This window comes from Micromonospora sp. NPDC047527, assembly GCF_040643015.1.
GTDB lineage: Bacteria > Actinomycetota > Actinomycetes > Mycobacteriales > Micromonosporaceae > Micromonospora.
In genome coordinates this window covers 1384788-1410227 of sequence record NZ_JBEYTK010000001.1, presented here as the reverse complement: position 1 = coordinate 1410227, position 25440 = coordinate 1384788, and the positions used below count along the sequence as shown (strand labels likewise).

Below are 25440 nucleotides of genomic sequence, written 5' to 3'. Positions count from 1 at the left end.
CGGAGACACCGCCGCTGCGGGTGCCCACGGCGCCCCGACGCCGAAGTCATGGCGCGGCCCGGTAACTGGGGCGGAACAGCGCCTCATGGGGGTGCCACCGGAGCGAGCGGCAGCACCGGCGAGCCGAGATCAACACGAGATCGGCGATGTCGTGGTATCCCGCAACCAGGACACCCCCACATCGGCGATGTCGAGTCGATCGTCACTCCCGTCCCGATACGTGAGAGGCCGCAACCGAGTGCCGGGAAAGCGCCACGCGACGGAGTCGATCATGGCAGCGCGTTCGTCGATCATGGAGTTGTGGTGCCCCGCAAAGGTCGCGTACAGGGATAGTTCGCCCACCATAACCCCATGATCGACGCGGCGGGGCGGGGCGGGGCGGGGTGGGGGTGGGGCGGGGTGGGGAGGGCGTTAGTGGTGGTGGGTTTGGTGGTGGGTGGCTAGGACGTCGGTGCCGAAGTCGCTGGCCGGGCGACGGAGCACGGTGTGCGCGTGGTTGCCGTCGTCGCTGGTGTTGTCGTACTCGATCAGCAGGTCGTCGCCCTGCACCCGGTAGTAGTGTCGCTGGCCCGGCCGGGTCGGGCCGGCCCAGGCGAAGTGCAGTTGGCCGGTGTCGAGGCGGGCCGCCTCCTGGACGGCCAGCTCGGGCGGCAGCCGGTCCAGGTAGAGGGCGACCACCTGGTCGAGCAGCGCGCGGCCGGTCGGGCCGAGCCGGTCGGCCGGTACGCCGAGTGGCTCGATCGGGCTGTCGACCCGGGCGCGGGTGGCGCTGATGATGTCGGCCGGAGCCTCGTCGGCGATGATCGCGGCGGCCCGACCGGCCGGCCCGAGCGCGTCGAGCAGGGCGCGGGCCAGGTCCTCCTCGACGCCGAGCGGCCGGGAGACGGGGTGCCCGGCGTAGCGGACCGTGGCCGGGTTGGCGCCGAAGAAGATCGGGGCGGGGGAGACCTGGTCGTCCACGAGGGTCATGGTCACCGACAGGTGGTGCCCCTCCAGTCGCCACGCCCACCGGTCGTCGCGGGCCGGATCACCGAAGACGGCCACCCAGTAGTCGCCGCTGTGCCGCCCGCGCCGCCACCCTTCGGCCCGGTCGAGGACCTCCTCCAGCGCGATGATCGCCATCGCCTGCGCGTACGCCGAGGGGCTGAGCGCGGTGGCCAGCAGCCGGTGCGCGGCCTTGCGCCCGGCGATGTCCAGGTCGGCGAGGCTGACGCCGGGGCGGGGGCGTGGCCGGTACTCCAGCCAGCGACGGGCATCCTCGTCGTCGAACGGGTAGCTGGCGGCGGCGCGGGCCGGGGGATCGAGCGCGGCCAGCAACGAGGTGCCGGCGGCGCGCATCTGTTCGGGCAGGGGTCCTTCCACCGCTTTTGTATACCGGCCCACCGGGGTCGGCGTCAGCCCGCTCGCAGCAGCTCCACCATCTCCGGCAGGTCGAAGAACTGTGCGGTCTCGGCCGCCGACGGGTTGCCGTGCGCCGGGTCGGCCCCGGCGGCGAGCAGCGCGCGGACCGCGTCGGCGCTGCTGCGGAAGACCGCGGCGGCCAGCGCGGTCTGCCCCCGGTCGTTGGTGCGGGTGTGGTCCGCGCCCCGGGCCAGCAGGGCGGCCACCGTGTCCGGGTGGGCGTGGTAGGCGGCCAGGATCAGCAGGGTGTCGCCCTTGTCGTTGGTCAGGTTGACCGGCAGGCCGGCGTCGACCTGGGCGGCCAGCTCGTCGGTGGAGCCGGCCCGGGCCAGGTCGAACATGCGGTGCGCGAACGCGAGCGTCTCGGCGTCAAGGTCGTCGGTCACCGGTCCAGGCTATCCGTCGGCGTCCTGATAGGTTGCTCGGCCGGCACGCTGGGGAGGGTCCGATGGGTGAGACGGTCTACGTGGGCAACGCGGGTGTCGACGGCGCCGGCAACGCGGGCTGGCTGCTGGGGCACTTCGCGCCGCCGGGGGAGGTCCGGCACAGCACCGACGTCGAGGTGAAGTGGGGCGTGCACCGGCCGGGGGAGGCCCGCTCGCGGTGGGCGACCGGCGAGCGCCGGACCACGCTGCTCGTACTCGTGCAGGGGTGTTTTCGGGTGGAGTTGCCGGACCGGACGGTGCGGTTGGCCGCGCCGGGTGACTACGTGGTGTGGGGCCGGGGAGTGGATCATTCCTGGTACGCCGAGCGGGCCTCGACGGTGCTGACCGTGCGGTGGCCGTCGGTGCCCGGCTACCGGGTGGACCCGCCGGTCCTGCGCTGATCGGTCGACCAACGGGGAGGTCGTCCCGGCATCTGGAATTACCTACTAAACCTATAGGGTTTGACGGCTAGAGTACGGAGGCACCCCGCCGAACGACCCGCGAGGAAACACCGATGATCCACGACCGTACGCACAATGACCTGCTCGCCGTCGCCGCAGGCTGGGCCGACCCGACCAGTTGGCCTGTCGCACTGCGGTTCGACGCCGCCGAGCGGTGGTACGCCCGGCTGGCCACCGGCGCCGACCACGAGGTGTGGGCGCTGAGCTGGCTGCCCGGCCAGGGCACCGACCTGCACGACCACGGCGGCTCGGCGGGCGCGTTCCGAGTGGTCGCCGGAGCGCTCACCGAGGAGACGGTCAGCGGGGGTCGTCTGCGCCCCCGCCTGCTGCCCGCCGGCTCCGGTCGCCGCTTCGGCCCCCGGCACGTGCACGTCGTCACCAACCGGGGTGCCACGCCGGCGGTCAGCGTGCACGTCTACCGGCCGGCGCTGCGCCGGATGACCCGCTACGACCTCCGCGACGGGCGCCTGCGGGCCGCCGAGGTCGCCGAGGCCGGCCGGTCCTGGTGAGCGACCGTCCGCAGCGAATCACCCCTGTCACCGGAAAGGAACCGATAATGCAGGTCATCGCCGAGCACTGTCCGGCACCCGTGCCGCCCGCGGGCTCCCGAGGCATCGACGAGATCCTGGCCGCCGCGCGAGCCCGGCTCGACCGGCTCGACCCGGAGCGGGCGCACCTGGCGTACCGGGCCGGCGCGCTGCTGGTCGACATCCGGCCGGCCGCCCAGCGGGCCGCGCACGGCGTCGTGCCGGGCTCGCTCGTGGTTGAACGCAACGTGCTGGAGTGGCGCTTCGACCCGCGCTGCCCGGCCCGACTGCCCGAGGCCGTCGACTACGACGTGCCCGTGGTGATCATCTGTCAGGAGGGCTACACCTCGTCGCTGGCCGCCGCCGCGTTGCAGGACATCGGCCTGCACCGCGCCACCGACGTCGACGGTGGCTTCGCCGCCTGGCGGATCGCCGGCCTGCCGGCCCTCGGCCCGACCCCGCTGCACCGCGCATCCCCCCTCGCGTCCCCGGTCACCGCCGGTTGGGCGCGCCGCTGACCGTCACGCCGCACCGGGCGTGGCGGGCGTACCGCCATCTCAGGAGGCACCATGTCCGTCGTCGCCATCCCCACGCGTCCCCACCCGGTGGCCCGCCCGAGCCGCCAGCGCACCGGCCCGACCCTGACCATCACCCTCGACCTCGCCCCCGGGCCGCTGAGCCCCCGGCTGGCCCGGCTGGTGCAGTTGCTCGGTGAGCTGGCCGAGTCCGGCGAGGGGCAGCTGAGCGCCGCCGACGACGCCGCGGCCGTCGTCGTGCCGGGGCCGCGACCCGCGGTCGCCGAGCCGCCCGCCGCTGCTGCCACCGACGCGGACCACGTGTACATCCTGGCCGGCTCGCGGGCGGTCCGCCGCGGCGACCGGATGGTCGCGCTGACCCGCATCGAGTACGACCTGCTGCTGTTCCTGGCCGAACACCCGCGCCGGGTCTTCACCCGCCTGCAGTTGCTGTCGAACGTCTGGGGTTACGAGCACGCGGTCGTCCGGACGGTGGACGTGCACGTGCGCCGCCTGCGCGCCAAGCTGGACGGCTCGGAGGTGGTCACCACCGTCTACGGGGTGGGCTACCGGCTGACCGACGAGGCGCGGATCAGCGTGGACCACAGCCGTTGACCAGCGGTCGGACGGTCTCCCGGACGGCGGCTGACAGGGCCCGCTGAACAGGACGGGGACCCCCGTATCGGGGCATCTCGGTGGCTCTGCTGTAATCATCGTGCTTCGCACGCAGAGCGAGCGTCTGGCTGCGATGTGTTCGTCAATTGTCACATTCCTGCAACGCAGCCGCCTCTTGACCCTCGCCCAGGCGCCGGGAAGCATCGATGAAGCGGCGTCCCGGGCCGTGGGGAGATACCCGGACCAGCCCAAGGAGGACCATGTCGGTCAGCCCCGCCTCGTCGCGCGCCGGATGGCATACGTCCCAACCCGCGGTGCCCGGTCGACCCCCCGGCGGCCAGCGCCGCCCGGCGAACACCGCCGTGCCCATGCTCACCGTGACGCTGTCCATCCCGCTGGCCAGCGAGGAGTCGCTGACACCACCGGCCCGGCGACTGCTCGAGGCGGCCCGCGAGATGCTGGAGCAGGGCGAGGGCGTGATCATCGGCGCCGTCCCGGCGGAGCGCCGCGCCGACGCGGTGCCCGCCAACCGGGCGCCGGCCCGAGCGCTCACCCCGACCATGCCCGCCCTGCACATCCTCGCCTCGTCCCGCTCGGTGCTGCGCGATGACGAACCACTGCCGCTGACCCGGCTCGAGTTCGACCTCCTGCTGCACCTGGTCGCCCACCCCCGGCGGGTCTTCACCCGGCTGCAACTGCTCAACGCCGTCTGGGGCTACGAGCACGCCGGCGTCCGCACCGTCGACGTGCACGTTCGCCGGCTGCGCGGCAAGGTCGGCGTGGACGTCCCCCTGGTCACCACCGTCTACGGCGTGGGCTACCGGCTGGCCGACGACGCCCGGGTCACCATCGACCGCGCCGGCTGACCGCCGCCACCCGCCCCCGCCGCGCGGGGCAGGATGGTCCGGTGCGCATCCGCCCCATCTCGCCCGACCTGCTCGTCACCGAGCTGACCGACCGCCTCGCCGACGCCGCGACCGCCGTCGAGCCCGCCCGGCTGCGCGTGGCGGTCGACGGCGCACCCGCCGCCGGGCCGGACGAGCTGGCCGCCGCTCTCGTGGACCCGCTGCGCGCCCGGGGTCGCCCGGTGCTGCGCGTCCGCGCCACCGACTTCCTCCGGCCTGCCTCGCTGCGATTCGAACTCGGCCGGACCAACCCGGACGCCTACTACGAAGGCTGGGTCGACGAGGCGGGTCTGCGCCGGGAAGTGCTCGACCCGGCCGGCCCCGGCGGCGACGGTCGGCTGCTCCCGTCGCTGTGGGACGCCGACGCCGACCGGGCCAGCCGCGCCCACTACGTCGACCTGCCGCCCGGCGGGGTGGTCCTGGTCAGCGGCGCGCTGCTGCTCGGTGGTGGCCTGCCCTTCGACGTGACCGTCCACCTTCAGCTGTCGCCGGCGGCGCTGCGCCGACGCACCGAACAGGCCCAGGAGTGGACCCTGCCGGCCTTCGACCGGTACGCCGAGGAGGTTGTCCCCGCCAGCTTCGCCGACGTGGTGGTACGGGCCGACGACCCCCGGCACCCCGCCCTCGTGGATTCCGGCACCGACGGCTGAACAGGGCGCGAATTCGCCGGTTTGCGCGACACGTCAGGCGGGTACTCGCCCGGCTCACAGCGCGCGGGTGACCACCCGCGCACCAGATGCGACCGTAACCGGGGCCCGACGCCGCCGGCACCCGGTTCACCTTGAGCCACCAGGCCCAGGAAAGGCAGGCAGCGATGCTCGTCCACGACACGGTCGGTACGGGCCGTTCCCAGACGGAGATCGACCAGATCCGGCTCTCCCTGCAGGCACGCCACGACGAACTGACCGCGGAGTACGAGCAGGCCGTGCTCCAGAGTCAGGTGCTGCGGCTGGTGGAGGTCGGTGACACCGCTGGCGACGACCAGGCCGACAGCGGCACCAAGACGGCCGAGCGGGACACCGCCCAGTCCTTGCTGCGGACCATCCTGGACCGACGTGCCCAGTACGAGCACGCGCTCGGTCGACTCGCCGAGGGCACGTACGGCTGGTGTGAGGGCTGCTCGGCGGCGATCCCGGTGGAACGGCTGGAGATCTTCCCGTCCGCCACCACCTGCGTGACGTGCAAGCAGACCCGCGAGCGGAGGGCGGCCTGAGCGACGCCAGCGGTTGCCGGTCGGTCCGCGACGCGGTGGACTCAACCCATGGGTGACATCCTCGTGGGCACCGCGTCCTGGACCGACCGCACCCTGCTGGACTCCGGCTGGTACCCGCAGACCGCGGACACCCCGGAGAAGCGGCTGGTCTACTACGCCCGGCAGTTCCCGCTGGTCGAAGTGGACGCCACCTACTACTCGCCGCCCGCCGAGGCGACCGCGCGGCTGTGGGCCGAGCGCACCCCGGCCGGCTTCACGTTCAACATCAAGGCGTTCAGCCTGCTCACCGGGCACCCCACCCGGGTCAGCGCGCTCTACAAGGACCTGCGGCCGGACACCGACAAGCGCAACGTCTACCCCGACGACCTGCCCGCGCAGTCGTACGAGGAGGTGTGGACGCGCTTTCTGTCCGCGCTGGACCCGCTGGTCGAGGCGGCCAAACTGGGCGCGCTGCTGTTCCAGTTCCCGCCCTGGTTCACCATCAAGCGGGCCAACAAGCAGTACCTGCTGGAGGTGGCGAGGCGCTGCGCGCCGCTGCGGCCGGTCTACGAGTTCCGGCACGCCTCCTGGTTCGACGGCGACAACGCCGACGAGACGCTGGCCTTCCTGCGTGAGCACCGACTGCCGTACGTGTGCGTGGACATGCCGCAGGGCCACCGGTCGTCGGTGCCCCCGGTGCTGGCGGTGACCGGTGACCTCGCGGTGATGCGCTTTCACGGCCACAGCGACAAGTGGACCAGCAAGGACATCCACGAGAAGTTCGGCTACCACTACTCGAAACGGGAGTTGGCCGACTGGGCGCCGAAGCTGCGGGAGTTGGCCGACGAGGCCGGGCAGACCCACGTGCTCCTCAATAACTGCTACCGCGACTACGCGCAGACCAACGCGAAGACCCTCGCCGGGCTCCTCGACACCGCCTGAGCGCCCAACTCACCCGATCCGGGTGGGGCGGGCTCACCCGCTCGACCGGCACGGTGGACGCGTGCGTGGGGTCGCCGGTGGCGGCCGACGCCGGACGACACGGAGGTGACGGGATGACGGTTCGAGTGGTGACGGATCGACGGCGTGGCGCCGTCCTGCACGTGGTCGGCACGGCCGACAAACCCCGGCGCGCCCCGCAGGGCAGCCCGGTGCGGGCCCGCCGTGGCCCGGCGGGGCCGCCGCGCCGCGCCGACGACCGACGGTGGGACATTACGGAACGGGGGACGACCGATGGCTGACACGATGATCTCGGCGTTCGAGTCCTCGCTGGACAAGACGAACCTGATCCTCAAGGACATCGAGTCCGCCTACGGGTGGCCCAAGGAGCGGCGCAACCAGTCGTACGCGGCGCTGCGCACGGTGCTGCACCTGCTGCGGGACCGGCTGCCGGTGAACGAGAGCGTCGAGTTCGCCCAGCAGTTGCCGGTGCTGGTGCGGGGCATCTACTTCGACGGCTGGAACCCGTCGGACGTCCCGATCAAGCTCAACCGGGACGACTTCCTCTACGAGGTCCGCCAGGGCTTCCCGTACGACGTCCAGGGCGGCGCCGAGCGGGTGACGCAGGTGGTGCTGGACACCCTGCGCCGGCACGTCACCCAGGGCGAATGGCAGGACGTGAAGGACACCATGCCCAAGGACCTCGCGATGATGCTGCCGTGACACCGGGAGTCCGCCCGACGACCGTCGGGCGGACTCAGCCGTGTCCGCCTCCCCACCGTCGCCGAACCGCCCGTGTCGTGCCGGTTCGGCGTCTACGGTGTGGGTTAGAGAAGATCGCGTGTGGGGTACCACCCGCTGCACGACGAACCCCGGCGTATGGCGGGGCGGCACATCCGAGGGAGTTCCCATGGCACTCAACGATGACGACATGCAGACCACCGGTGGCGGCGGCGCGGAGGGCCCGGCCGACGGTGGCGCGACGCCCGGTCAGCACGACGGTGGCGCCGACGGCAGCGCCGAGGGCCCCGCTGACGGTGGCGCGACGCCCGGTCAGCACGATGGTGGCGCCGACGGCAGCGCGGAAGGCCCGGCCGATGGTGGCGCGACGCCCGGTCAGCACGACGGTGGCGCCGACGGCAGCGCCGAGGGCCCCGCTGACGGTGGCGCGACCCCTGGCCAGCAGGACGGTGGCGCTGACGGCAGCGCCCGGTAACGGTGCCGTCGTGACACACCTCGACCCGCCGGGCGGCCACAGCCGCCCGGCGGTTTCGTCCGCCAGCGCCGCCGCGGCGCTGGCGCGTTGCGTCTCGGTGGAGCCGGCGAAGTTCGCCGCCGCCCACTGGGGCCACACTCCGCTGCTGTCCCGCGCCGCCGAGCTGCCCGACCCGGCGGGCTTCACCGACCTGCTCAGCCCCGCCGACGCCGACGAGCTGCTCAGCCGGCGCGGTCTGCGTACCCCTTTCCTGCGCGTCGCCAAGGACGGCCAGCTCGTCGCGGCGGCCCGCTTCACCGGCGGCGGCGGCGCGGGCGCCGAGATCGGCGACCAGGTGCTCGATGAGCGGGTCCTTGAGCAGTACGCCTCCGGCGCCACCCTGGTGTTGCAGGGTCTGCACCGGATCTGGCCGCCGCTCGTCGACTTCGCCCGTGATCTGGGCCTCGCGCTGAACCAGCCGCTACAGATCAACGCCTACCTCACGCCGGCGGGCAGCCAGGGTTTCGCCACCCACTACGACACCCATGACGTGTTCGTGCTCCAGGTCGACGGCCGCAAGCACTGGCGGATCCACCCCCCGGTGCTGACCGACCCGCTGGAGAAGCAGCCCTGGGGTGGCCGTGCCGACGAGGTCGGCGCCACCGCGCAGGGCGCCGCCGCGCTGGACGTGGTGCTCGCCCCCGGCGACGCCCTCTATCTGCCGCGCGGGTGGCTGCACAGCGCCCAGGCGCAGGAGGCCAGCTCGCTGCACCTGACCGTGGGCGTCCGCGCGCTCACCCGTTACGCCCTGGTCGAGGAGCTGCTCACGCTGGCCGCCGAGGACCAGCGGCTGCGGGCCAGCCTGCCGTTCGGCACCGACGTCGCCGACCCGGAAGCCATCGAGCCGGAGCTGACCGAGACGGTGGAGGCGCTGCGCGACTGGCTGCTACGCGCGGACCCCGGGGCCGTCGCGGCGCGGCTCCGCCAGCGCGCCTGGCCGGCCGCCCGGCCGGCGCCGATCCGCCCGCTCGCTCAGGCCGCCGCGCTGGACGCGCTGGACGCCGACTCCCGGCTCGTCCCGCGCCCGGGTCTGCGCTGGCAGCTCGTGCCGCACGGGCAGGACACCGTGGCGCTGCGCCTGTTCGACCGCACCATCACGCTGCCCGTCGACTGCGAGCCGGCGGCACGGGCCCTGCTCACCGCAACGGTCACCCGGGTCGGTGACCTGCCGGGGCTGCCCGATGACGCCGACCGGGTCACCCTGGCGCGCCGCCTGCTCCGCGAGGCGGTCCTGGTCCCGGCCTGAGCACGCGGAGTCGTCGGCGTCAGGACCCCGGGACGAGCTCGATCCGCAGCGTGTTGGTGACCTCGTCGGTCAGTTCGCCCTCCGCGCCGACCGAGATCGTGCCCTGGTCGGTGACGCCGAAGACGAGTTCCACCGTGCCGGCCTTGAGCACCAGCGGGTCGTCACCATCGGTGCCGGCGGTGACCGCCGCACGGACCGTGGTGATCGCCTCGACGAGGGTCTCTTCGACGGTGGTGTCACGCAGCTCGTGCCGGCCGTGGAGGTCCTCGGCGACGAGGGTGATGTCGATCGTGTGAGTCCTCTGCCGGGAGCGGCTGCCGCCGACCTTGACCTTCCAGCCGATGACCGGCACGCGGAAGTCCAGGCCACCGCCCAGCTTCGTGGTGGCGACGGCGCTCAGGACCAACTGGACCGACGCGACCCGCAGGTCCCGGTCCGCGTCGGTGGTGGAGATGCCGGCCTGTTTCACCGCGTTCTTCACCGCCGACACCAGTTCCTCGACGGGCACGCTGTAGTCGATCACGTCCATTACCGCACCTGCCTGTTGCGTGAGTGGGGTCGCCGGCCGGTCAGGCGGCGGTGGCGAACGGGTCGCCGTAGACGGCGTAGGCCAGCCACGTCGGGTCGAGGGGGTCGTCCTGCTGCTCGGTCCGCGCGGCGAGGGCCGCCGCGCCGAGCGTCGCGCCCTCGGCGAGGGACTGGTAGAACGCGGTCGCGAAGCGGGCCGAGCTCTCCGAGCGCACCGCCCAGAGCGTGCCGACGAACGCGCCGGCACCGGAGGCCATGAACTGCTGCGCCCAGCCGAGCATCCGGGTGTACGTCGGTGCCACGCCCGCACTGCGGCACGCGTTGATGAAGACCAGCGGAACGGCGCCCCGCAGCGGTTTGCGGATGCTCGCCTCGGCGAGCAGGGCCGGCCGGAACGGCCCGCCGTCCAGGTCGATGAACGAGCCGTCCGCGGAGAACGTGTTGTGGCAGGCGAAGTGGGTCGCCCCCAGCGACCCGGAATTGATCAGGTCGAGCAGCTCGTCCGCCCTGGTGATCGGGTCGCCGTCGGCCGCGCCGAGGATCGCCCGGATGGCAGCGACCTCCTCGTGCGCCCCGGTGGGCGCCTTCGCCGGGACCACGAAGCGTGGGTTGCCCAGGCCGATCTTCGAGGTCGCGTGCTGCCCATAGGTGCGGCGTACCACCGGGACCTGCTCGACGAGGAAACCGGCGTCCCGTTCGGCGCTGAGCGGATAGAGCAACTCCCACGGCACCACGTCGTAATCGGTGGCGATCGTGAAGGCGCTCATGGTGCCGCCGACCTGCCAGAACTGGTCCTGGATCTCGCCGGGCACCAGCTCCGACCACAGTTGGATGCCGGCGGACCGGATGAGCTGGCGGGTCATCGCCGCGCTGTAGCGGGAGCCACCCCGGGCCAGTTGCTGCAACTCCCGGATGGCGTTCTCCACCGCCGCGTTCGGCGTGTTCGTGACCGACTCGACGACCGGGGCGAACAGCGCCCCCGCGTCGGACCGCAGCTGGAACGTGTACCGGGTGCCGTCGAACCGTACCTCCATGGTGACCTCGCCCGGCCGCGCCCGCGGGGCCGGCAACGACGCCCGCCTCGGCAGCCCGTCCCGGAACGGCCCGCCGGTCGCTACCGAGACCTCGACGGACACCTCGGCGAGGAAGGTGCCGCCGGCCCAGGCCGTCACGTCGACGCGATGCAACCCGGGGGTACGCGCGCCGAAGCCGAACCGGACCGGCGCCGGGTCCTCGCCCGGCCGCACCAGCACGGTCTGTTGCAGCGGCCCTTCGGCGTGCAGGCCGGCGGGCGCGTGCACGGTCACGGTGACCGGCGTGCCGGCGTCCGCGACGACGAGGTTCGTCAGTTGGGCGGTCACGGCGCCCGGGCCCACCCGCCGGCCCTTGGTGACGAGCCGGACGTCGACACTCAGGTCCTGGCCCACTGGCACCTGACTGGGTGCGCGTGCCACCAGCAGCCGCGTGGGCTGCGGCCGAACGCCCACACCCGACCCAGGTCGTGACCAGGCGCCCGTCGAGGGCCTCCGGCCGGCTCCCGGCCCGCGATAGCGATGCACCCTCCGGCTGAACGCGCCCACACTCGCTCGCTCCCACCGGGCCCCCCTGTCCGTGTCCCCGGTGCCGGGCTCCAGCCGCGTGCGCGCCGATCGGAGAGTGATTCCGCCAGGTGCGAGCAGGTCGGAGTCGAGCAGTTCCCGGACGGCGGCTGCGGCGTCGCCGATCTCGCTGACGCCGAACTGCCGGGTGATCGGTCGGCAGGTGTCCAGCAGGAAGGCGCGGACCGGGGGCACCGCGTCCGACACCGCACGCCGGACGACCTGCGCCGGGTCGGTCACCCGGAACACGGCGGCGATCGACGCCCGGAAGTGGCGCCCGAAGTCCCTCGACGGCAGCGGGACGTGGAGAACGACGCGGTGTTCGTCGGTGTCCACCTCGTACCGCGTCGAATACCTGGCGACGTCGCCGGGTGACCACAGCCTCGGCGTGGCAGCCTCGGCGACCTCCAAATCGCCCGTACGGGTCGAGTAGACGACTGCCGCCCCGGGTGCGGGCGGCGGCATGGCCAGCCGCACCGGCGCATCGTCGAGCAGCACCGGCACCGACCGGCCGGCGGCGGCGGTGTCCGTCACCAAGATGGTGGCGAGGTCGTCGACGAGCCGACGGTTGTCCGAATAGGCGCTCGGCAGGCGGACCCGCCAGAACCGCGCGTCGCCGAGTGGCCGCAGGGCGGGGGGCAGGTCTGCCTCGGTCGGCTGCTCCGCGTCGTCCACCAGCACGCCAACGACCGGGACGTCCAGCGCGAAGGCGGTCTCCACCTCCTGGCCGACGGCGTCCGAGGGATCACCCGCCGGCCCGTCCACGCTGGCACGCCACCGCGATCCGATCACGGCGATCATCGCCGTGGACTTCGCCAGGCGGCGCAAGCGGCCGGCGTCGGCCTCGGCCTCGGCCTCGGGGTGAAAGACGCTCGCGCTGCCGAATCGGGCGGTCAGCGCGTCGTCGATCAACCGCGCCACGAAGCTGTCGTCGTCGCGGTGACAGCTGAGGAAGAAGCCGACCATCGCCCGTACCGTATCGGAGTTCCGGTCCCGGCTGGCCTTCGCGGCGGTCGGCTATTCGACACCCCGATGTGGACGATCTCGGCCTGAATCGTCGTCAGCGGCCGAGCACCAGCAGCACCGCAGTGGTGAGCAGGCCGGCGCCGAGCACCACGATGATCGGGCGGGGCCCGAGCACCGCGTGCCGGCGATCGGCCAGCACCCGCGCCGGCACCAGGCCGATCAGCGGCCCGCACAGGGTCACCACCAGCGCCAACACCGGCATTCCGACCGCCAGATCACCGCCGTACCCGACGCCGAGCGCCCGCGCGCCAGCGCCCAGCGCGTACGCCAGCACGGCGCCGGCCACGCCGCAGAGGGCCAGCAGCGGGTTGACCGAACCGGGAAGCTCACCCGGCTGACCCGCCCGGTCCAGCAGGTCCCGGGCGCGGCGGAGCAGCAGCACCGGGTCGGTGGCCCCGCTGCCGTTGGCCGGCGCGGGTGGTCCGGCGTGCCGGCGGGCGCCCAGCCGGACCCGCACCTGCTGCCACAGGTGCGCCACCTCGGCGTCGACGCGTTCCTGCTCCTCGCGGGCGGCGACCAGCTCCTCCTCGGCGCGGCGCACCTGCTCCTCGGCGTCGGCGACGGCGCGTTCGGCCGCCGCGCACTGCCGCTCGTACCAGGTGTGCGCCTCGGCGCGCTGTTCGCGTACCCGTGCGGTCAGCTCCGCCAACCGCCGTAGCTGCGCCGCGTACGTCTCACTGGTCACCGGTTGGTTCATCGGGACGGACCATAAGGGATGATCACCTGTCCGGTGCGGTGCACCGCCCGGTCGAAGAAGAGGCCGCGCCACGGGCGGGGATACCAGTCCGGGCCGCCGGTGCCCGGATAGAGCGACGACCCCAACTCGCCGCCGTGCGCGTCGAGCGCCACCCAGGCGCCGATCTGGTCGGTGCGGGCCGCGGGGCCGCCCAGGTCGACGCGCATCCGGGCCACTCCCCGCCACCAGGCCAGCACGTGGGTCCGCCGCTCCGGCCCGTCGTGCAGGATCCGGCGCAACTGCTCCAGGCCGGTGCGCCGACCGGCCCGCGCCGCCAGCGCGCCGGCCGCCGCGTCGACCGCGAACAGCAGCAGGTAGTGCGGGCTGCCGGGGCCGGTGAGCCCGTCGGCCGTCTCGGCCATCAGCTCGCCGATGGTCTCCTCGTCGTACCAGGCGGCGTCGTCGGCCAGGTCGTCGTAGAGCGCGCGGGCGACGGGGTCGGCGTCCGGGTCGAGGCAGGCGATGGAGAACCGGGCGGTGCCGGGCGGGTGCTGGCGGGCCAGTGACCGGGCCGCCGCGTCCAGCACCGCGCACGCCTCGTCCACCCGCGTGCCCAGCACCGCGAGGTTGCGGCCCGGCGCGCGTGGCAGCCGCAGCGCCGCCGAGCGGGCCTGCACGTCGATGATCTCGCCGAGCAGGGCCACCGGGTTGCGGGGCGTGCCCCCGTCCGGTGACCCGGCGAGCGCCCGGAAATCCGGGGCCTCGGCCAGCCGGGGGATCGCGTCGCCGTCGAAGAGCCGAGCCGGCGCCGCGTCGGGTGGGCGCATCCGCCACAGGCGGTGCTGCAGGGCGCTCCACGTGTCCCAGTCGCTGGCCGCCGGAATCCGGGCGACCTCGTTGCCCTCCACCATGCCCGACTCGGCGTTGACCACGGCGTGCCAGCGCGGCAGCGACTGCGCCGCGTCGTTGCGTTCGGCGAGGATCCGCAACGCCTTGGGCAGCGCGATGCGCAGCGCGAACTGGGCGACCAGCGCCGGACGGCCCCACAGCGCCTCGATGCCCCGGACGTCCTGCGAAGCGAGCACCAGGTGGATGCCCTGGGAGCGGCCCCGCCGGGCCAGGTCCTCCAGCAGGTCGGCCGCCTCCCGGGCGACCACGTCCCGGCCGGCCAGCAGCATCTGGAACTCGTCGACCACCGCGACGATCCGGGGCCAGTGCCCCGTCGGGTCGACCTCGCGCAGCTCGGCCAGCTTGGTGACCTCGTGCTTCTTGGCCGCGTCGGCCCGCCGGCGCAGCTCCTCGGCGAGGAAGCGCAGCAGCGCCAGCCCGAACTCCCGGTCGGTGTTGACGTTGATCCCGACCAGCCGCATGTGCGGCAGCCAGCTCGGGTCCCGCCGGCCCTGCGCGAACCGGGCGAAGGACACCCCCTCCTTGAAGTCCAGCAGATAGAACTCCAGCTCGGCGGGGGAGTAGCGGGCGGCGAGGGCGCCGATCCACGCGAAGATCAGGTTGGTCTTGCCGGTGCCGGACGGCCCACCGATGAGGGCGTGCGGCGGATAGTCACCCAGCGTCAGCCGGACCGCCCGGCCCTGCGGCCCCGCACCAATCGGCGCGGTGAGGCCGCCCGCCGAGTCCTCCCGCCACATCAGCTCCGGCGGCGGCAGCAGGTCGTCGAACGGGGCCGGCGGCGGCCCGGCGTTGACCTGGGCGGCGATCGCCCGGCAGGTCTCGGTGACCAGCGCCGCCGGTGGCGGCGGGTCCAGCCGCACCGGCAGGCCGGACGACCCACCGATCCGGGTGCCCGACGTGTCGGCCACCACCCGGCTCACCGTCGGGTCGTCCGCCAGCGGCACGCCGCGGACCACGAGGTGCACCCCGCAGGCGGCCCCGGTGCGGACCACCCGGTCGAGTTGCCCGCGCTCGTGCCGGTTCAGCTCGTCGCCGCCGAGCAGCACCGCCACCCGCCACGGCTCGGGCCGGCGGCCGGTCGCGGCGGCCAACTCCCGCAGCGAGCCGTGCTCACCGGCCAGCACCGTCTCGTTGATCCGGCGGATCTGCTCGACCAGGTCGTCCAGCAGCGAGCCCAGCCCGCCGGGGCCGACGAAGGTGAGCAGCCCCGCCGTGCCCAGGGGTGCGAACCCGGCCAGGCCACCGCCGAGGTGCTCCGGGTCGTACCCGATCAGCCGGACCGCGCCCGGCTCGGCGCGGCCGGCAGCCCGCAGCAGCAGCGCGGACACGACCGCGTCGCAGCCGGCGCGGTCGTCCCCGGTGAGGTGCACGTGCCCGGCGTCGAGCAGCGGCACCAGCGCCGGCACCGGGTCGACGTCGTCGATCCGCACGGTGCCGATCCGCAGCGAACCGGGCGCCTCGGCCCGTCGGGTGGGAGTGGGTTGCCAGCCCGGCCAGTCGGCGCCCGCGCAGCCGGGGGCCTCCCGCCGGGCGGCGTCGTCGGCATGGCGGGCCAACTCGGCGATCCGGGAGGCGTACCGGGTGTCGATCTCGGCGAGGCGGCGGTCCCGCTGACCGCCCACCCGCTCCGGCACGGCGGCGGCCGCCCGGCGGACCCGGACCAACCGCTCCCGCCCGGCGGTCAGGTCGGCCTGCGCGGCGGACAGCCGGGTACGGGTGGCGCCCAGCGCCTCGGCCAGCGTGTCCCGGACCCGGGTGGCGAGCTGGCTGCGCCGGTCAGCCATCGGAGCCCCGGCGGGCCGGCGCGTCCCGCCAGGGGCTGCCGACCCGCGGCGGCATCCCGGCGGCGTGCTGGCGCCCTCCGCTGCCGGCGGAGGCGCCCGGACCCTGCCGCGCACCGCCCGGACGGTGGCCACCCGCTGGCCGTGGATCGGCGGCGGCCTGCCTGCCGGCGGTGTAGGGCTGCTTGCCATCGGTGTAGGGCTGCGGGTCGGCGGCGCGCTGCGGGCCGTCGGTGGCCGGCTTCGGGCCGGCGGGCAGGTCCCGGCCGAGCCGCGCGAGCAGCAGCCCGGTGGCCACACCAGCGGTCACCGCGGAGTCGGCGGCGTGCGGGGGCTCCCCGGACGACCGCGGCGGAGGCATCCGGCACACCCGGGTCAGCAGTGTCTCCAGCACCGGCGGTGGCAGCCCGGGAAGCAGGTCGCGAACGCGCCCGTCCAGCTCACCGCGCAGCCGCGCGAGGTCGGTGGCGCGCGGCGGATGCCCCAGCAGCTCACCGGCCAGCTCGCGCAGCAGCGGCGGGGCCAGCGCGGCCATCCCCAGGCCCACGTCGGCGGGCGCCCGGCGCAGCTCGGTGCGCAGCCGGTCCCGGTCACCGGCGCGGACGCCGCGCGCCACCCGACGCAGCAGCTCCTGGGTGTCGTCCAGTCGTTCGTCGGGCTCGTCGGACCCGCCGTCGCGCCCGCCGGTCAGCTCCGCCACCCGCACCGACCACCAGCGGCGCATCCGGACCTGCTCGGCCGCCTCCGGCGCCACAGTGGTCGGCCCGGCCTCCGGCGGCGTGTCGTGTCGCGGAGCGCGCTGCTCCGGGCGGGGTGGCGGCGCGCCGTCGGCGGCCAGCCCGATCGCGGCCAGGTACGCCGAGAGCTGCTCCTGTGCCACCCGTAGCGCGTAGTTGGCGCTCTCGGCGTGCTCGGTGGCGGCGGACAGTTCGGGGACTCCCATCGGGTTGGCCGACTCCTGACGCACCCAGCGCAGCCGCTCGGCGGCCAGGCCGAACTTCTCCAGCGCCTGCCCGAGCAGCCCCACCGGGAACTCCTCGCTGGCGGCGCGGACCTGCCCGCCGACGTCCTCGATGATGGACATGGCGGCCTACAGGGTGGCGACGTAGAGCTGCGCCTGCTCCACCGCGACCAGTGTCGCGGCGAGACACTCCTCCAGCTCCTGGCTGGCCTGGGTCAGCGACGCCTGGGCGGCCTCCACCGTCTCGTGCCCGCTGCCCTCCAGCGCGCCAGCGAGGGTCTGCTGGGCCTCGGACAGCTTCTCGCCGGCGGCCTGCACGGCTGTCTGCCCGTCACCGATCTGTTGGAGGGCGACATCGATGGCAGCCTTCAGCTCGGCGACGCTCGCCACGGTGGAACCTCCTGGGGGCGGGGAGGTCTCCATTAGAGCCTATCGGCGATCGTGGGAAAACCTCCGCCCTGGTGGTGTTCCTACCCGGCTGTCCGGTTGCCGCCCTGAAGTGCCGGGAGTCCGTTCTGTGGGAGTCCCAGTGCGAGAATTTCTCAACTGTTGGCGGGGGCGTCGCGCAGCCACCGTGGGCCGTACACCTCGGCGCCCAGCGCGGTGACGCGCTCGCGCAGCTCCCGATCGGCGGTGACCACCAGCCGGCGGCGCTGCGGCGCGGCCTGCACCAGCTCGACCACGGCGTCGTCGCCCGAACCCGGGGCCGAGACCACCCGGACGTCGTCGATGCCGGGCACGTCCCGCGCGGCGCCCTCGACCACGAGCACCACCTCGACCGGTGCGGTCAGCCGGGCGGGCAGGCCGGTCGCGGCCACCGGTGCCAGCGAGTCCCGCAGCCGGGCGGCGGCCCCGGCCCGGTCCCGCCACCACCCGTTCGGCCGGGAGCCCACCACGTTGGCGCCGTCCACGATCAGTAGCGGGTTCTCATTCATGCCGCCAGCCTGCCACCACCGGCCGGTGTCGGACCGACGCCACTCCACAACACCGGTGCGCCGCCGCCGGAGGGCGTTTGTCGGGCCGGGTGCCGGGTAGCCCCTGCCGACCATGCCGCGCCCGACTGCGGAGGACAGACATGATGGGACCCGGTGACGCTGGCTCCGACCCGTGGGACGAATTCCTGGCCCGGTACTTCGGCCGGGGTGAGGGAGGGCGCCGGCCGCCGCACCGGGTCGACATCACCCGACTGATGACCGCCGACGCGCGGGAGATGCTGGCCGACGCGGCCCGGCGGGCCGCGCAACGGCAGAGCAACGACCTGGACACCGACCACCTGCTCTGGGCGGCGCTGCAACGCGAACCCCTGCGGGACCTGGTGAGCCGCGCCGGCGCCGACCCGGACACCCTGCTCAACGCGCTCGGTGGCAAGGGCGACGGCGCGCCGCGCGGCGAGGTGCCGCCCAACCTGTCGTTGACCCCAGCCGCCAAGCGGGCGCTGCTCGACGCCCACCAGTTGTCGCGGGCGATGGGCGCCAACTACATCGGCCCCGAGCACATCCTGATGGCGCTGCCGCTCAACCCGGAGTCGCCAGCCGGGCGGATGCTGGCCGCCGGTCGCATCCAGCCCGAGTCGTTGCAGGCCGCCAACGCCGAGCGCGGGCCGATGAGCGGCCCGAAACCGGATCGCGGCACGCCCACCCTGGACCAGTACGGGCAGGATCTCACCGACCTGGCCCGCGCCGACCAGATCGACCCGGTGATCGGGCGGGCCGACGAGATCGAGCAGGCCGTGGAGATCCTGTCCCGGCGCACCAAGAACAACCCCGTCCTGATCGGCGAGGCCGGGGTGGGCAAGACCGCGATCGTCGAGGGCCTGGCCGAGCGGATCTGCGACGGCGACGTGCCGCAGACCCTGCTCGGCAAGCGGGTGGTCCAGCTCGACCTGGCCGGCCTCGTGGCCGGCACCCGCTACCGGGGCGACTTCGAGGAACGCCTGAAGAAGGTGATCGACGAGATCCGGGCGCACCGCGACGAGCTGATCGTCTTCCTGGACGAGATCCACACCCTGGTCGGGGCCGGCGGCGCCGGCAGCGAGGGCGGGATGGACGCGTCCAACATGCTCAAGCCCGCGCTGGCCCGTGGCGAGCTGCGGGTGATCGGCGCGACCACCCTCGACGAGTACCGCAAGAGCATCGAGAAGGACGCCGCGCTGGCCCGCCGGTTCCAGCCGGTGCTGGTGCCCGAACCCGGCGTGGACGACACCATCGCCATCCTGCGCGGCCTGCGCGACAGGTACGAGGCGCACCACCAGGTGCGGTTCACCGACGAGGCGCTCGTCGCCGCCGCCGAACTGTCCGACCGGTACGTCACCGACCGGTTCCTGCCGGACAAGGCCATCGACCTGATCGACCAGGCCGGCGCCCGGGTCCGGCTGCGCACCCGTACCCCCGCCTCGGACGTGCGGGAGCTGGAACGGGAACTCGACGAGGTGCGCCGGGACAAGGAACAGGCCGTCACCGACGAGCAGTACGAACGGGCCTCGTCGTTGCGCGACCGGATCGCCGAGCTGGAGCAGGAGATGCGCCGCGCCAACGGCGACGACGGCATCTCGTCGCAGGTGCCCGAGGTGGGGCCGCAGGAGATCGCCGAGGTGGTCTCCCGGGCCACCGGCATCCCGGTCAGCCAGCTCACCGAGGAGGAGCGGGACCGGCTGCTGCGCCTGGAGGGGCACCTGCACGAGAAGGTGGTCGGCCAGGACGACGCGGTCACGGCCGTCGCCGAGGCGGTTCGCCGCTCCCGCGCCGGGCTGGCCGACCCGGACCGGCCGATGGGCAGTTTCCTGTTCCTCGGCCCCACCGGCGTCGGCAAGACCGAGCTGGCCCGCGCGCTGGCCGAGGCGTTGTTCGGTGAGGCGGACCGGATGGTCCGGGTGGACATGAGTGAGTTCCAGGAGCGGCACACCGTCAGCCGGCTCGTCGGCGCCCCACCCGGGTACGTCGGCTACGAGGAGGCCGGCCAGCTCACCGAGGCGGTGCGCCGCCGACCGTACGCGGTGGTGCTGCTCGACGAGATCGAGAAGGCCCACCCGGACGTGTTCAACATCCTGCTCCAGGTGCTCGACGACGGGCGGCTGACCGACAGTCAGGGCCGGACGGTGAACTTCAAGAACACCGTACTGATCATGACCAGCAACCTCGGATCCGAGCTGATCACGGGCAGCCAGCGCAGTGTCGGCTTCGGCACCGGCGCGCCCGGCAGCGAGCAGGAGAGCGACGAGCTGCGGGAGCGGCTGATGCGCCGCCTCCAGGAGAACTTCCGACCGGAGTTCCTCAACCGCATCGACGAGGTCATCATCTTCCGCCGGCTGGAGGCCGAGCAGCTACGCCAGATCACCGGGCTGCTGCTGGAGGACACTCGCCGCCGGCTGCACGCCCAGGACATCCAGGTGGAGTTCGCCACGGCCGGCATCGACTGGCTCGCCGAGCACGGCTACCAGCCGGAGTTCGGCGCCCGCCCGCTGCGCCGGGTGATCCAGCGGGAGGTCGACAACCACCTGTCCCGGATGCTGCTGGAGTCGGCGATCTCGCCCGGCCAGAAGGTCGTCGTGGACGCCCGCGACGGGCAGCTCACCTTCGACGTGGGCGCGGGGGAGCGGGGTTACACCGCCGCCACGACCTCCCATCCACGATGAGCCCGGCGGAACGACGACCGGAGCCCGAGGAGCCGCACGCGCCCACCGAGTCTCCGGACGACGAGGAACATCCCGACCCGATCCTGGCGTCGCCGACCGCGAACCCCCGCCGAACGCGGGTGCCGGCGGAGGGTCTGCACCCGAAGACCGACCAGGACGACCCGGAGACGTCCGGGCCGCCGCCCGGAGAGGAGACCTGATGGTACGCGACACGCGGCTCGACCCCGAGGTGGAAGTGCTCTGGGAGGACTTCCACGCCGAGGTCAACGTCCCGTCGGAGCAGCTGCGCACCTGGCTGCTCACCCGGGGGTCCGGAGAGGAGTCGTTCGGGCCGAATCCGGCCCTAGACCTGCCCCAACCCGGCCGGGAGATCCTCAAGGTGCTCAACAAGCGCAAGGTCGACCTCACCCCGGAGGACATCGAGGTGATGCGGGAGGCGGTCGAGCGGATCCGCGAGCTGATGGACGCCAAGCCCAAGCGCGGCAACGCCGACGACGAGTGGCGGCACTCGCTGCTCGACCTGGGCCACGATCCGCTCGTCGAACGCTGAGCGACGCCACGCGCGACGGTGCCGTCCCGAGCCGGGACGGCACCGTCGCGTCCAGCTACTGACCCTGGTCGGACTCCAGGCTGCCGATGGTCAGACCGGCCGCGTCGGCGGCGGCGTCCCGCTCGCCACGGGTCTGGTCCTCCCGGGTGAGCAGGTTGGCGTACTCGGTGACGTCGGCCGGGTCGGGCACCTCCGGCAACCGGCGCAGGAACGCCTCCACCGCTCGGGTGGCGGCGGTGTGCGCGGCGGCCGCCTGACGGAGCAGTTCCCGGTCGTCGGCGGGCGGGTAGAGATCGGTCATGCCCGCCAGATACCCGGACAGCGGCGGTTCGCACCGCCACCGACCAGCAAGTACCCGGCCGGTGGGGATCAGACCCCGCTGGGCTGCCGGACACCGAACCCGGGATTGCGCACCAGCCAGTCCAGGTAGGTGGGGTGCGACGCCAGCGAGTCGGTGTACGCCGCCTTGGCCGTCGCCAACAGCAGCGCGGCGTCCCGCGCGGCCAGCGAGTCGGGGTGCCACCCCAGCAGCAGCCGCCACCGCAGCGGAACCCCGGCCAGCCGCCGGGTCACCAGACCGGCCACCGGACGGAACGTCGCCTGACACAGGGCCACCGCCACACCGGCGTCCACCAGGTCGACACAGCCGCGGATGTCGGTCTCGTACACCTTGCGGGGGGTGAAGCCGGCGCGGGCGCAGGCCGTCGCGAAGCAGTCGGCGAAACAGCCGTCACCGGGGGCGGCCACCCACTGCTCGTGGCGCAGGTCCGCCAGGCGCACCTCGTCGCGCTCGGCGAGCGGGTGGGTTTCGGGCAGCAGCACCAGCACCGGGTCGACGGCCACCTCCCGCCAGCTCAAACCGAACTCGGCCGACGGGGTGGCGTCACCGCACACCCCGGTGAGCGCGAAGTCCAGCCGCCCACCGGCCACCAGCTGCGCCAGCTCGTCCACCGACCAGGACGCGTACGTGGTGATCTGGGCCGGCGGCTGCTCGGCGGCCAGCCGGTGCACCAACCGGCCCAGGATCGGGCTGTTCACCCCACCCAGCCGGTAGCCGCGTGGCGCCTCGCCGGCACCGGCCAGGCGGGCCGCCTCGTCCTGCAGGCCCTTCATCGCCGGCAGCAGCACCCGGGCACGGGCGAGCACCAGCTCACCGAGCGCGGTGGGTCGGGCGCCGCGCCGGTCCCGGTCGAACAACGGCCCGCCCAGTGTCCGTTCGATCCGCTGGAGCTGGGCGGTGAGCGCTGGCTGGGCGAGCCCCAGCGCCGACGCCGCCTTGGTCACGCTCCCTGTCTCCGCGATCGCGCAGACCACCCGCAGGTGGCGCAACTCCAGGTTCATACGGTGACGGTAGGACCACGCCGCAGCCTGCGGAAGAGTCCAGGCGAATCGGTGAGATTGAATGCACTACCGACGTCAGTCGCGCGGCGGCTCCGGCAGGTCCGCCAGGTACGTCGGTCGGCGGGTCACCGCGTCGCGGACCTTGTCCACCACGCCCACCGCCGGCTCGACGATGCGGTTCCACGGCGGCGTGGCCGGGGTGCCGGGGTGCGGCCGGGTCGGCGCCGCCTCCTCGGCGATCTCCAGCCGGTTGCCCAGCCGGATCAGCTCCTCCGGGGTGGCCACCGCGCGCAGGTCGGTGACGAGTGCGCCCACCCCGTCGACGTGCCGGCGGACCCGCTCGGCGATGTCGGGCAGCGTCTCGCCGGTCACGCCCTTGAGGGCGGCCAGCAGCCCGGCGTCGCCGTCGATCTCGGCGTCCACCCGCCCGGCCCGCGCCGGCAGCGCCGCCCGCACCGCCGGCAGCAGGTACTGCTCCTCGGCCGACAGGTGCCGTGACAGCGCGGCGGTGAGCACCGCCAGCCCGTCCTGCGGCGTGACGTCGGGACCGGTCAGCTGGTCCAGCAGCGCCAGCAGTTGCCGGTGCTCGTGGTCCACGATGTCGGCGATGCTGCGGCCACCGGGCCGGTAACCCTCGTCGGGTGCGGGCGCGGGCGGCAACGGTGGGAGAGGGACGGCGGACATGGTGCCCTCCTCGACTGGCGGGCGGAAGCTCCGACAGGGGATGTGCGGTCGTGGGCGGCGGTACCCGTACGCGGGCGCCGCGAAACCGTCGCGCGGATCCGCCCACCTGAATGTCCGCCCCCACCGCGTCCCCGCGCCGGCCCGGATGCCGGGCCACACCGCGCCGGTGCGCCGACCCGCCGACCGCCCCGGGCTGGTATGAAGGGGCGATGACGAGCGACGCCGCCCCCGCACGACCGGACCCCACCGCAGAGGTCGTGGACCTCTGCCGCGACCTGCTGCGCATCGACACCACCAACACGGGGGACAACGACACCAGCGTCGGCGAGCGCCGCGCGGCCGAGTACGTGGCGGAGAAGCTCGCCGAGGTGGGCGTCGAGTCGGTCCTGCACGAGGCCGCTCCGGGCCGGGCCAACGTGGTGGCCCGCATCCCCGGCACCGACCCGAGCCGGGGCGCGCTGCTGGTGCACGGCCACCTGGACGTGGTGCCCGCCGACGCCGACGAGTGGTCGGTGGACCCGTTCTCCGGTGAGCTGCGCGACGGCTACCTGTGGGGCCGGGGCGCGATCGACATGAAGGACTTCGACGCGATGGTGCTCGCCGTGGTGCGGCACTGGCAGCGCACCGGCGTACGCCCCCCGCGCGACATCGTGCTGGCGTACACGGCCGACGAGGAGGCGGGCAGCGACTACGGCGCACGCTTTCTGGTGGACAACCACCGGGGCCTCTTCGACGGCTGCACCGAGGCGATCGGCGAGGTCGGCGGCTTCTCCTACTCGGTCAACGACAGCCAGCGGCTCTACCTCATCGAGACCGCCGAGAAGGGCATCGACTGGCTGCGGCTGCACGCCAAGGGCCGCCCCGGGCACGGCTCGATGATGCACGACGACAACGCGGTCACCGCCCTGGCCGAGGCGGTGGCCCGGATCGGCCAGCACCGCTTCCCGGTGGTGGTCACCGACACCGTGCGGGCGTTCCTGGAGGAGGTCTCCGACCTGCTCGGCGTCGAACTGGACCCGGAGGACCCGGAGACGGCCATCGCCAAGCTCGGCCCGATCGCCAACATCATCGGCGCGACCATCCGCAACACGGCGAACCCGACGCGGCTGGACGCCGGCTACAAGGACAACGTCATCCCCGGCCGGGCCACCGCCACCATCGACTGCCGCAGCCTGCCGGGCCAGTCCGAGCTGCTGGAGCGGCAGCTGCGCGAGTTGGTCGGCCCGGACATCGCGATCGAGTACATCCAGCGGCAGCCGGCGTTGGAGACCACCTTCGACGGCGACCTGGTCGAGGCCATGTCGGCGGCGCTGCGCGCCGAGGACCCGGGCGCCCGGCCGGTGCCGTACATGCTCTCGGGTGGCACCGATGCCAAGGCGTTCGCCCAGCTCGGCATCCGCTGCTTCGGGTTCGCCCCGCTGCGGCTGCCCGCCGACCTGAACTTCTCCGCGTTGTTCCATGGCATCGACGAGCGCGTTCCGGTCGACGGACTACAGTTCGGCGTGCGGGTTCTCGACCGGTTCCTGCGCACCTGCTAGCCGTGTCCGGTAACCGCACCCCGCGCGTTACCTCCCCATCGTGAAGGGACTGCCCCACATGACCGACCAGCACGGTGAGCTGGACGCCGCTCTCGAGCGGGTGATCGAAGCGGCCCGTCATCACCTGGCCGCCGTACGCGCCGCGCAGGGCCGCGTCGACGACGACGACGTCTGGCAGGCGTACGTGGCGTTGAACAACGCGTCCTTCGCCTACGACGAGCAGCTGCTCGACGCGTTCGGCGAGGTGACGCCGTGGGACGTCGACTCGATCGACCCGGACGAGGCCGACGAGCGCTTCGGCGGCGGCGAGGGCGCCGAGGCCAGCGACCCGCACCCCCGGGTGATCTCGGTACGCCAGCGCCGCGACTACCGGGTGCCGAGCGTCTCGGCGCTGCTGCGGGCTGCCGAGGCGGCCCGCCGCGAGGGCACCCCGGAGGACGACGAGCCGGCGCCGGTGGAGGGTGTCGGCGAGGCGGTGCTGGAGCTGCTGCAGAGCGGCGACGGCTCGCTCGGCGCGCTGGACGTGCCCGAGCTGGAGCCCCTCGACGGGGTGGTCATGGTCAGCGAGGTGGGCACCCCCGTCGACCTGGAGTCGTTCGACGACGACGACGCGATCGGCCCGTTCCAGCCGGCCGCCGACGACCGGCTGGTCGGCCGGCTCGACGAGCACCCGTTCCTGGAGCTCGACGACGACCACGACCACGCCGGCCACCAGCACTAGACCGCGCTTGCCCGG

28 protein-coding genes are annotated in these 25440 nt (G+C 73.8%); 16 read left to right on the top strand and 12 right to left on the bottom strand.

The window, feature by feature from the left end; genetic code table 11:
* Window positions 1-411: 411 nt before the first annotated feature.
* Together ABZ808_RS06230 and ABZ808_RS06225 are read right to left on the bottom strand one after the other, a co-directional pair.
* Window positions 412-1362: a DUF3500 domain-containing protein gene (locus ABZ808_RS06230; protein ID WP_357001616.1), complete on the bottom strand. Its 951-nt coding sequence runs from the start codon at window positions 1360-1362 to the stop codon at window positions 412-414.
* A 32-nt stretch (window positions 1363-1394) separates the two neighbouring features.
* Window positions 1395-1787 (bottom strand): ankyrin repeat domain-containing protein, encoded by a 393-nt coding sequence (locus ABZ808_RS06225; RefSeq protein ID WP_357001614.1) that lies wholly within the window; start codon window positions 1785-1787, stop codon window positions 1395-1397.
* Between the two features lie 62 nt (window positions 1788-1849).
* Between ABZ808_RS06225 and ABZ808_RS06220 the strand changes: the two genes are divergently transcribed.
* The 11 genes from ABZ808_RS06220 to ABZ808_RS06170 all read left to right on the top strand — a co-directional run bounded on the left by ABZ808_RS06220 (window position 1850) and on the right by ABZ808_RS06170 (window position 9481).
* Window positions 1850-2227: a signal peptidase I gene (locus ABZ808_RS06220; RefSeq protein ID WP_357001611.1), complete on the top strand. Its 378-nt coding sequence runs from the start codon at window positions 1850-1852 to the stop codon at window positions 2225-2227.
* A 113-nt stretch (window positions 2228-2340) separates the two neighbouring features.
* On the top strand, window positions 2341-2796 hold the full coding sequence (locus ABZ808_RS06215; protein WP_357001609.1) for a cysteine dioxygenase family protein: 456 nt from the start codon (window positions 2341-2343) through the stop codon (window positions 2794-2796).
* Window positions 2797-2843: 47 nt separating this feature from the next.
* Window positions 2844-3332 (top strand): rhodanese-like domain-containing protein, encoded by a 489-nt coding sequence (locus ABZ808_RS06210; protein WP_357001606.1) that lies wholly within the window; start codon window positions 2844-2846, stop codon window positions 3330-3332.
* A gap of 123 nt (window positions 3333-3455) precedes the next feature.
* A complete protein-coding gene (locus ABZ808_RS06205) occupies window positions 3456-3944 on the top strand; it encodes a winged helix-turn-helix domain-containing protein (RefSeq protein WP_357002788.1) in 489 nt (162 codons plus the stop codon).
* Between the two features lie 260 nt (window positions 3945-4204).
* Window positions 4205-4810 (top strand): winged helix-turn-helix domain-containing protein, encoded by a 606-nt coding sequence (locus ABZ808_RS06200; RefSeq protein WP_357001603.1) that lies wholly within the window; start codon window positions 4205-4207, stop codon window positions 4808-4810.
* A gap of 41 nt (window positions 4811-4851) precedes the next feature.
* Complete coding sequence (locus tag ABZ808_RS06195; protein ID WP_357001601.1) at window positions 4852-5499, top strand: uridine kinase; 648 nt, start codon at window positions 4852-4854, stop codon at window positions 5497-5499.
* 164 nt (window positions 5500-5663) lie between these two features.
* Complete coding sequence (locus ABZ808_RS06190; protein WP_357001598.1) at window positions 5664-6062, top strand: TraR/DksA C4-type zinc finger protein; 399 nt, start codon at window positions 5664-5666, stop codon at window positions 6060-6062.
* Window positions 6063-6110: 48 nt separating this feature from the next.
* Complete coding sequence (locus ABZ808_RS06185; protein WP_357001595.1) at window positions 6111-6983, top strand: DUF72 domain-containing protein; 873 nt, start codon at window positions 6111-6113, stop codon at window positions 6981-6983.
* A gap of 291 nt (window positions 6984-7274) precedes the next feature.
* Window positions 7275-7703, top strand: a complete 429-nt coding sequence (locus tag ABZ808_RS06180; protein ID WP_357001592.1) for a DUF2267 domain-containing protein — start codon at window positions 7275-7277, stop codon at window positions 7701-7703.
* A gap of 187 nt (window positions 7704-7890) precedes the next feature.
* Window positions 7891-8196: a hypothetical protein gene (locus ABZ808_RS06175; protein WP_357001589.1), complete on the top strand. Its 306-nt coding sequence runs from the start codon at window positions 7891-7893 to the stop codon at window positions 8194-8196.
* A 10-nt stretch (window positions 8197-8206) separates the two neighbouring features.
* Window positions 8207-9481, top strand: coding sequence for a cupin domain-containing protein (locus ABZ808_RS06170; protein WP_357001586.1), 1275 nt, complete (start codon window positions 8207-8209; stop codon window positions 9479-9481).
* 19 nt (window positions 9482-9500) lie between these two features.
* On the opposite strand, the gene ABZ808_RS06165 is transcribed toward ABZ808_RS06170, so the two are convergent.
* The 7 genes from ABZ808_RS06165 to ABZ808_RS06135 form a co-directional block, all read right to left on the bottom strand.
* Window positions 9501-10010 carry a trypco2 family protein gene (locus tag ABZ808_RS06165; protein ID WP_357001583.1) on the bottom strand — a complete coding sequence of 170 codons (510 nt, stop codon included), beginning with the start codon at window positions 10008-10010 and terminating at the stop codon, window positions 9501-9503.
* Between the two features lie 40 nt (window positions 10011-10050).
* Window positions 10051-12573: a CHAT domain-containing protein gene (locus tag ABZ808_RS06160; RefSeq protein ID WP_357001581.1), complete on the bottom strand. Its 2523-nt coding sequence runs from the start codon at window positions 12571-12573 to the stop codon at window positions 10051-10053.
* A 94-nt stretch (window positions 12574-12667) separates the two neighbouring features.
* Window positions 12668-13330, bottom strand: coding sequence for a hypothetical protein (locus tag ABZ808_RS06155; protein ID WP_357001579.1), 663 nt, complete (start codon window positions 13328-13330; stop codon window positions 12668-12670).
* Window positions 13327-16002: an FtsK/SpoIIIE domain-containing protein gene (locus ABZ808_RS06150; protein ID WP_357001577.1), complete on the bottom strand. Its 2676-nt coding sequence runs from the start codon at window positions 16000-16002 to the stop codon at window positions 13327-13329. Before ABZ808_RS06150 ends, ABZ808_RS06155 begins: the two co-directional genes overlap by 4 nt.
* Window positions 15995-17083 (bottom strand): hypothetical protein, encoded by a 1089-nt coding sequence (locus ABZ808_RS06145; protein WP_357001575.1) that lies wholly within the window; start codon window positions 17081-17083, stop codon window positions 15995-15997. The genes ABZ808_RS06150 and ABZ808_RS06145 overlap by 8 nt, the downstream gene beginning before the upstream one ends.
* 6 nt (window positions 17084-17089) lie before the next feature.
* Window positions 17090-17350, bottom strand: a complete 261-nt coding sequence (locus ABZ808_RS06140) for a hypothetical protein (RefSeq protein ID WP_130400840.1) — start codon at window positions 17348-17350, stop codon at window positions 17090-17092.
* A gap of 152 nt (window positions 17351-17502) precedes the next feature.
* Complete coding sequence (locus ABZ808_RS06135) at window positions 17503-17895, bottom strand: hypothetical protein (protein WP_357001573.1); 393 nt, start codon at window positions 17893-17895, stop codon at window positions 17503-17505.
* A 140-nt stretch (window positions 17896-18035) separates the two neighbouring features.
* Here ABZ808_RS06135 and ABZ808_RS06130 point away from each other — a divergent pair, with 140 nt between their 5' ends.
* Genes ABZ808_RS06130 through ABZ808_RS06120 form a run of 3 tightly spaced genes read left to right on the top strand, consistent with a single transcriptional unit; the run spans window position 18036 to window position 21141 of the window.
* Window positions 18036-20591: an ATP-dependent Clp protease ATP-binding subunit gene (locus ABZ808_RS06130; RefSeq protein ID WP_357001571.1), complete on the top strand. Its 2556-nt coding sequence runs from the start codon at window positions 18036-18038 to the stop codon at window positions 20589-20591.
* A complete protein-coding gene (locus tag ABZ808_RS06125; protein ID WP_357001569.1) occupies window positions 20588-20791 on the top strand; it encodes a hypothetical protein in 204 nt (67 codons plus the stop codon). Before ABZ808_RS06130 ends, ABZ808_RS06125 begins: the two co-directional genes overlap by 4 nt.
* The gene (locus ABZ808_RS06120) at window positions 20791-21141 is read left to right on the top strand and encodes a DUF3140 domain-containing protein (protein WP_357001567.1); all 351 of its coding nucleotides are present in this window, start codon (window positions 20791-20793) and stop codon (window positions 21139-21141) included. Before ABZ808_RS06125 ends, ABZ808_RS06120 begins: the two co-directional genes overlap by 1 nt.
* A gap of 55 nt (window positions 21142-21196) precedes the next feature.
* Here the strand turns inward: ABZ808_RS06120 and ABZ808_RS06115 are convergent, their stop codons facing one another.
* The 3 genes from ABZ808_RS06115 to ABZ808_RS06105 all read right to left on the bottom strand — a co-directional run bounded on the left by ABZ808_RS06115 (window position 21197) and on the right by ABZ808_RS06105 (window position 23166).
* Entirely contained in the window at window positions 21197-21442 is a 246-nt protein-coding gene (locus ABZ808_RS06115) for a hypothetical protein (protein ID WP_357001564.1), read from the bottom strand.
* A gap of 68 nt (window positions 21443-21510) precedes the next feature.
* A complete protein-coding gene (locus ABZ808_RS06110) occupies window positions 21511-22482 on the bottom strand; it encodes a LysR family transcriptional regulator (RefSeq protein ID WP_357001561.1) in 972 nt (323 codons plus the stop codon).
* Between the two features lie 75 nt (window positions 22483-22557).
* A complete protein-coding gene (locus ABZ808_RS06105) occupies window positions 22558-23166 on the bottom strand; it encodes a hemerythrin domain-containing protein (RefSeq protein WP_357001558.1) in 609 nt (202 codons plus the stop codon).
* A gap of 209 nt (window positions 23167-23375) precedes the next feature.
* Here ABZ808_RS06105 and ABZ808_RS06100 point away from each other — a divergent pair, with 209 nt between their 5' ends.
* Window positions 23376-24704, top strand: a complete 1329-nt coding sequence (locus tag ABZ808_RS06100) for a M20/M25/M40 family metallo-hydrolase (RefSeq protein ID WP_357001555.1) — start codon at window positions 23376-23378, stop codon at window positions 24702-24704.
* A 58-nt stretch (window positions 24705-24762) separates the two neighbouring features.
* Entirely contained in the window at window positions 24763-25425 is a 663-nt protein-coding gene (locus tag ABZ808_RS06095) for a hypothetical protein (RefSeq protein ID WP_357001552.1), read from the top strand.
* The last annotated feature ends 15 nt before the right edge of the window (window positions 25426-25440 follow it).

What these genes read in the sequence shown, in the direction of transcription:
- ABZ808_RS06150 (WP_357001577.1), bottom strand. Translation starts at nt 16,002, where the DNA reads ATGGCTGACCGGCGCAGCCAGCTCGCCACCCGGGTCCGGGACACGCTG.
- ABZ808_RS06210 (WP_357001606.1), top strand. Translation starts at nt 2,844, where the DNA reads ATGCAGGTCATCGCCGAGCACTGTCCGGCACCCGTGCCGCCCGCGGGC.
- ABZ808_RS06105 (WP_357001558.1), bottom strand. Translation starts at nt 23,166, where the DNA reads ATGTCCGCCGTCCCTCTCCCACCGTTGCCGCCCGCGCCCGCACCCGAC.
- ABZ808_RS06095 (WP_357001552.1), top strand. Translation starts at nt 24,763, where the DNA reads ATGACCGACCAGCACGGTGAGCTGGACGCCGCTCTCGAGCGGGTGATC.
- ABZ808_RS06215 (WP_357001609.1), top strand. Translation starts at nt 2,341, where the DNA reads ATGATCCACGACCGTACGCACAATGACCTGCTCGCCGTCGCCGCAGGC.
- ABZ808_RS06190 (WP_357001598.1), top strand. Translation starts at nt 5,664, where the DNA reads ATGCTCGTCCACGACACGGTCGGTACGGGCCGTTCCCAGACGGAGATC.
- ABZ808_RS06110 (WP_357001561.1), bottom strand. Translation starts at nt 22,482, where the DNA reads ATGAACCTGGAGTTGCGCCACCTGCGGGTGGTCTGCGCGATCGCGGAG.
- ABZ808_RS06145 (WP_357001575.1), bottom strand. Translation starts at nt 17,083, where the DNA reads ATGTCCATCATCGAGGACGTCGGCGGGCAGGTCCGCGCCGCCAGCGAG.
- ABZ808_RS06165 (WP_357001583.1), bottom strand. Translation starts at nt 10,010, where the DNA reads ATGGACGTGATCGACTACAGCGTGCCCGTCGAGGAACTGGTGTCGGCG.
- ABZ808_RS06220 (WP_357001611.1), top strand. Translation starts at nt 1,850, where the DNA reads ATGGGTGAGACGGTCTACGTGGGCAACGCGGGTGTCGACGGCGCCGGC.
- ABZ808_RS06125 (WP_357001569.1), top strand. Translation starts at nt 20,588, where the DNA reads ATGAGCCCGGCGGAACGACGACCGGAGCCCGAGGAGCCGCACGCGCCC.
- ABZ808_RS06120 (WP_357001567.1), top strand. Translation starts at nt 20,791, where the DNA reads ATGGTACGCGACACGCGGCTCGACCCCGAGGTGGAAGTGCTCTGGGAG.
- ABZ808_RS06115 (WP_357001564.1), bottom strand. Translation starts at nt 21,442, where the DNA reads ATGACCGATCTCTACCCGCCCGCCGACGACCGGGAACTGCTCCGTCAG.
- ABZ808_RS06100 (WP_357001555.1), top strand. Translation starts at nt 23,376, where the DNA reads ATGACGAGCGACGCCGCCCCCGCACGACCGGACCCCACCGCAGAGGTC.
- ABZ808_RS06160 (WP_357001581.1), bottom strand. Translation starts at nt 12,573, where the DNA reads ATGGTCGGCTTCTTCCTCAGCTGTCACCGCGACGACGACAGCTTCGTG.
- ABZ808_RS06180 (WP_357001592.1), top strand. Translation starts at nt 7,275, where the DNA reads ATGGCTGACACGATGATCTCGGCGTTCGAGTCCTCGCTGGACAAGACG.
- ABZ808_RS06155 (WP_357001579.1), bottom strand. Translation starts at nt 13,330, where the DNA reads ATGAACCAACCGGTGACCAGTGAGACGTACGCGGCGCAGCTACGGCGG.
- ABZ808_RS06185 (WP_357001595.1), top strand. Translation starts at nt 6,111, where the DNA reads ATGGGTGACATCCTCGTGGGCACCGCGTCCTGGACCGACCGCACCCTG.
- ABZ808_RS06200 (WP_357001603.1), top strand. Translation starts at nt 4,205, where the DNA reads ATGTCGGTCAGCCCCGCCTCGTCGCGCGCCGGATGGCATACGTCCCAA.
- ABZ808_RS06135 (WP_357001573.1), bottom strand. Translation starts at nt 17,895, where the DNA reads ATGAATGAGAACCCGCTACTGATCGTGGACGGCGCCAACGTGGTGGGC.
- ABZ808_RS06175 (WP_357001589.1), top strand. Translation starts at nt 7,891, where the DNA reads ATGGCACTCAACGATGACGACATGCAGACCACCGGTGGCGGCGGCGCG.
- ABZ808_RS06130 (WP_357001571.1), top strand. Translation starts at nt 18,036, where the DNA reads ATGATGGGACCCGGTGACGCTGGCTCCGACCCGTGGGACGAATTCCTG.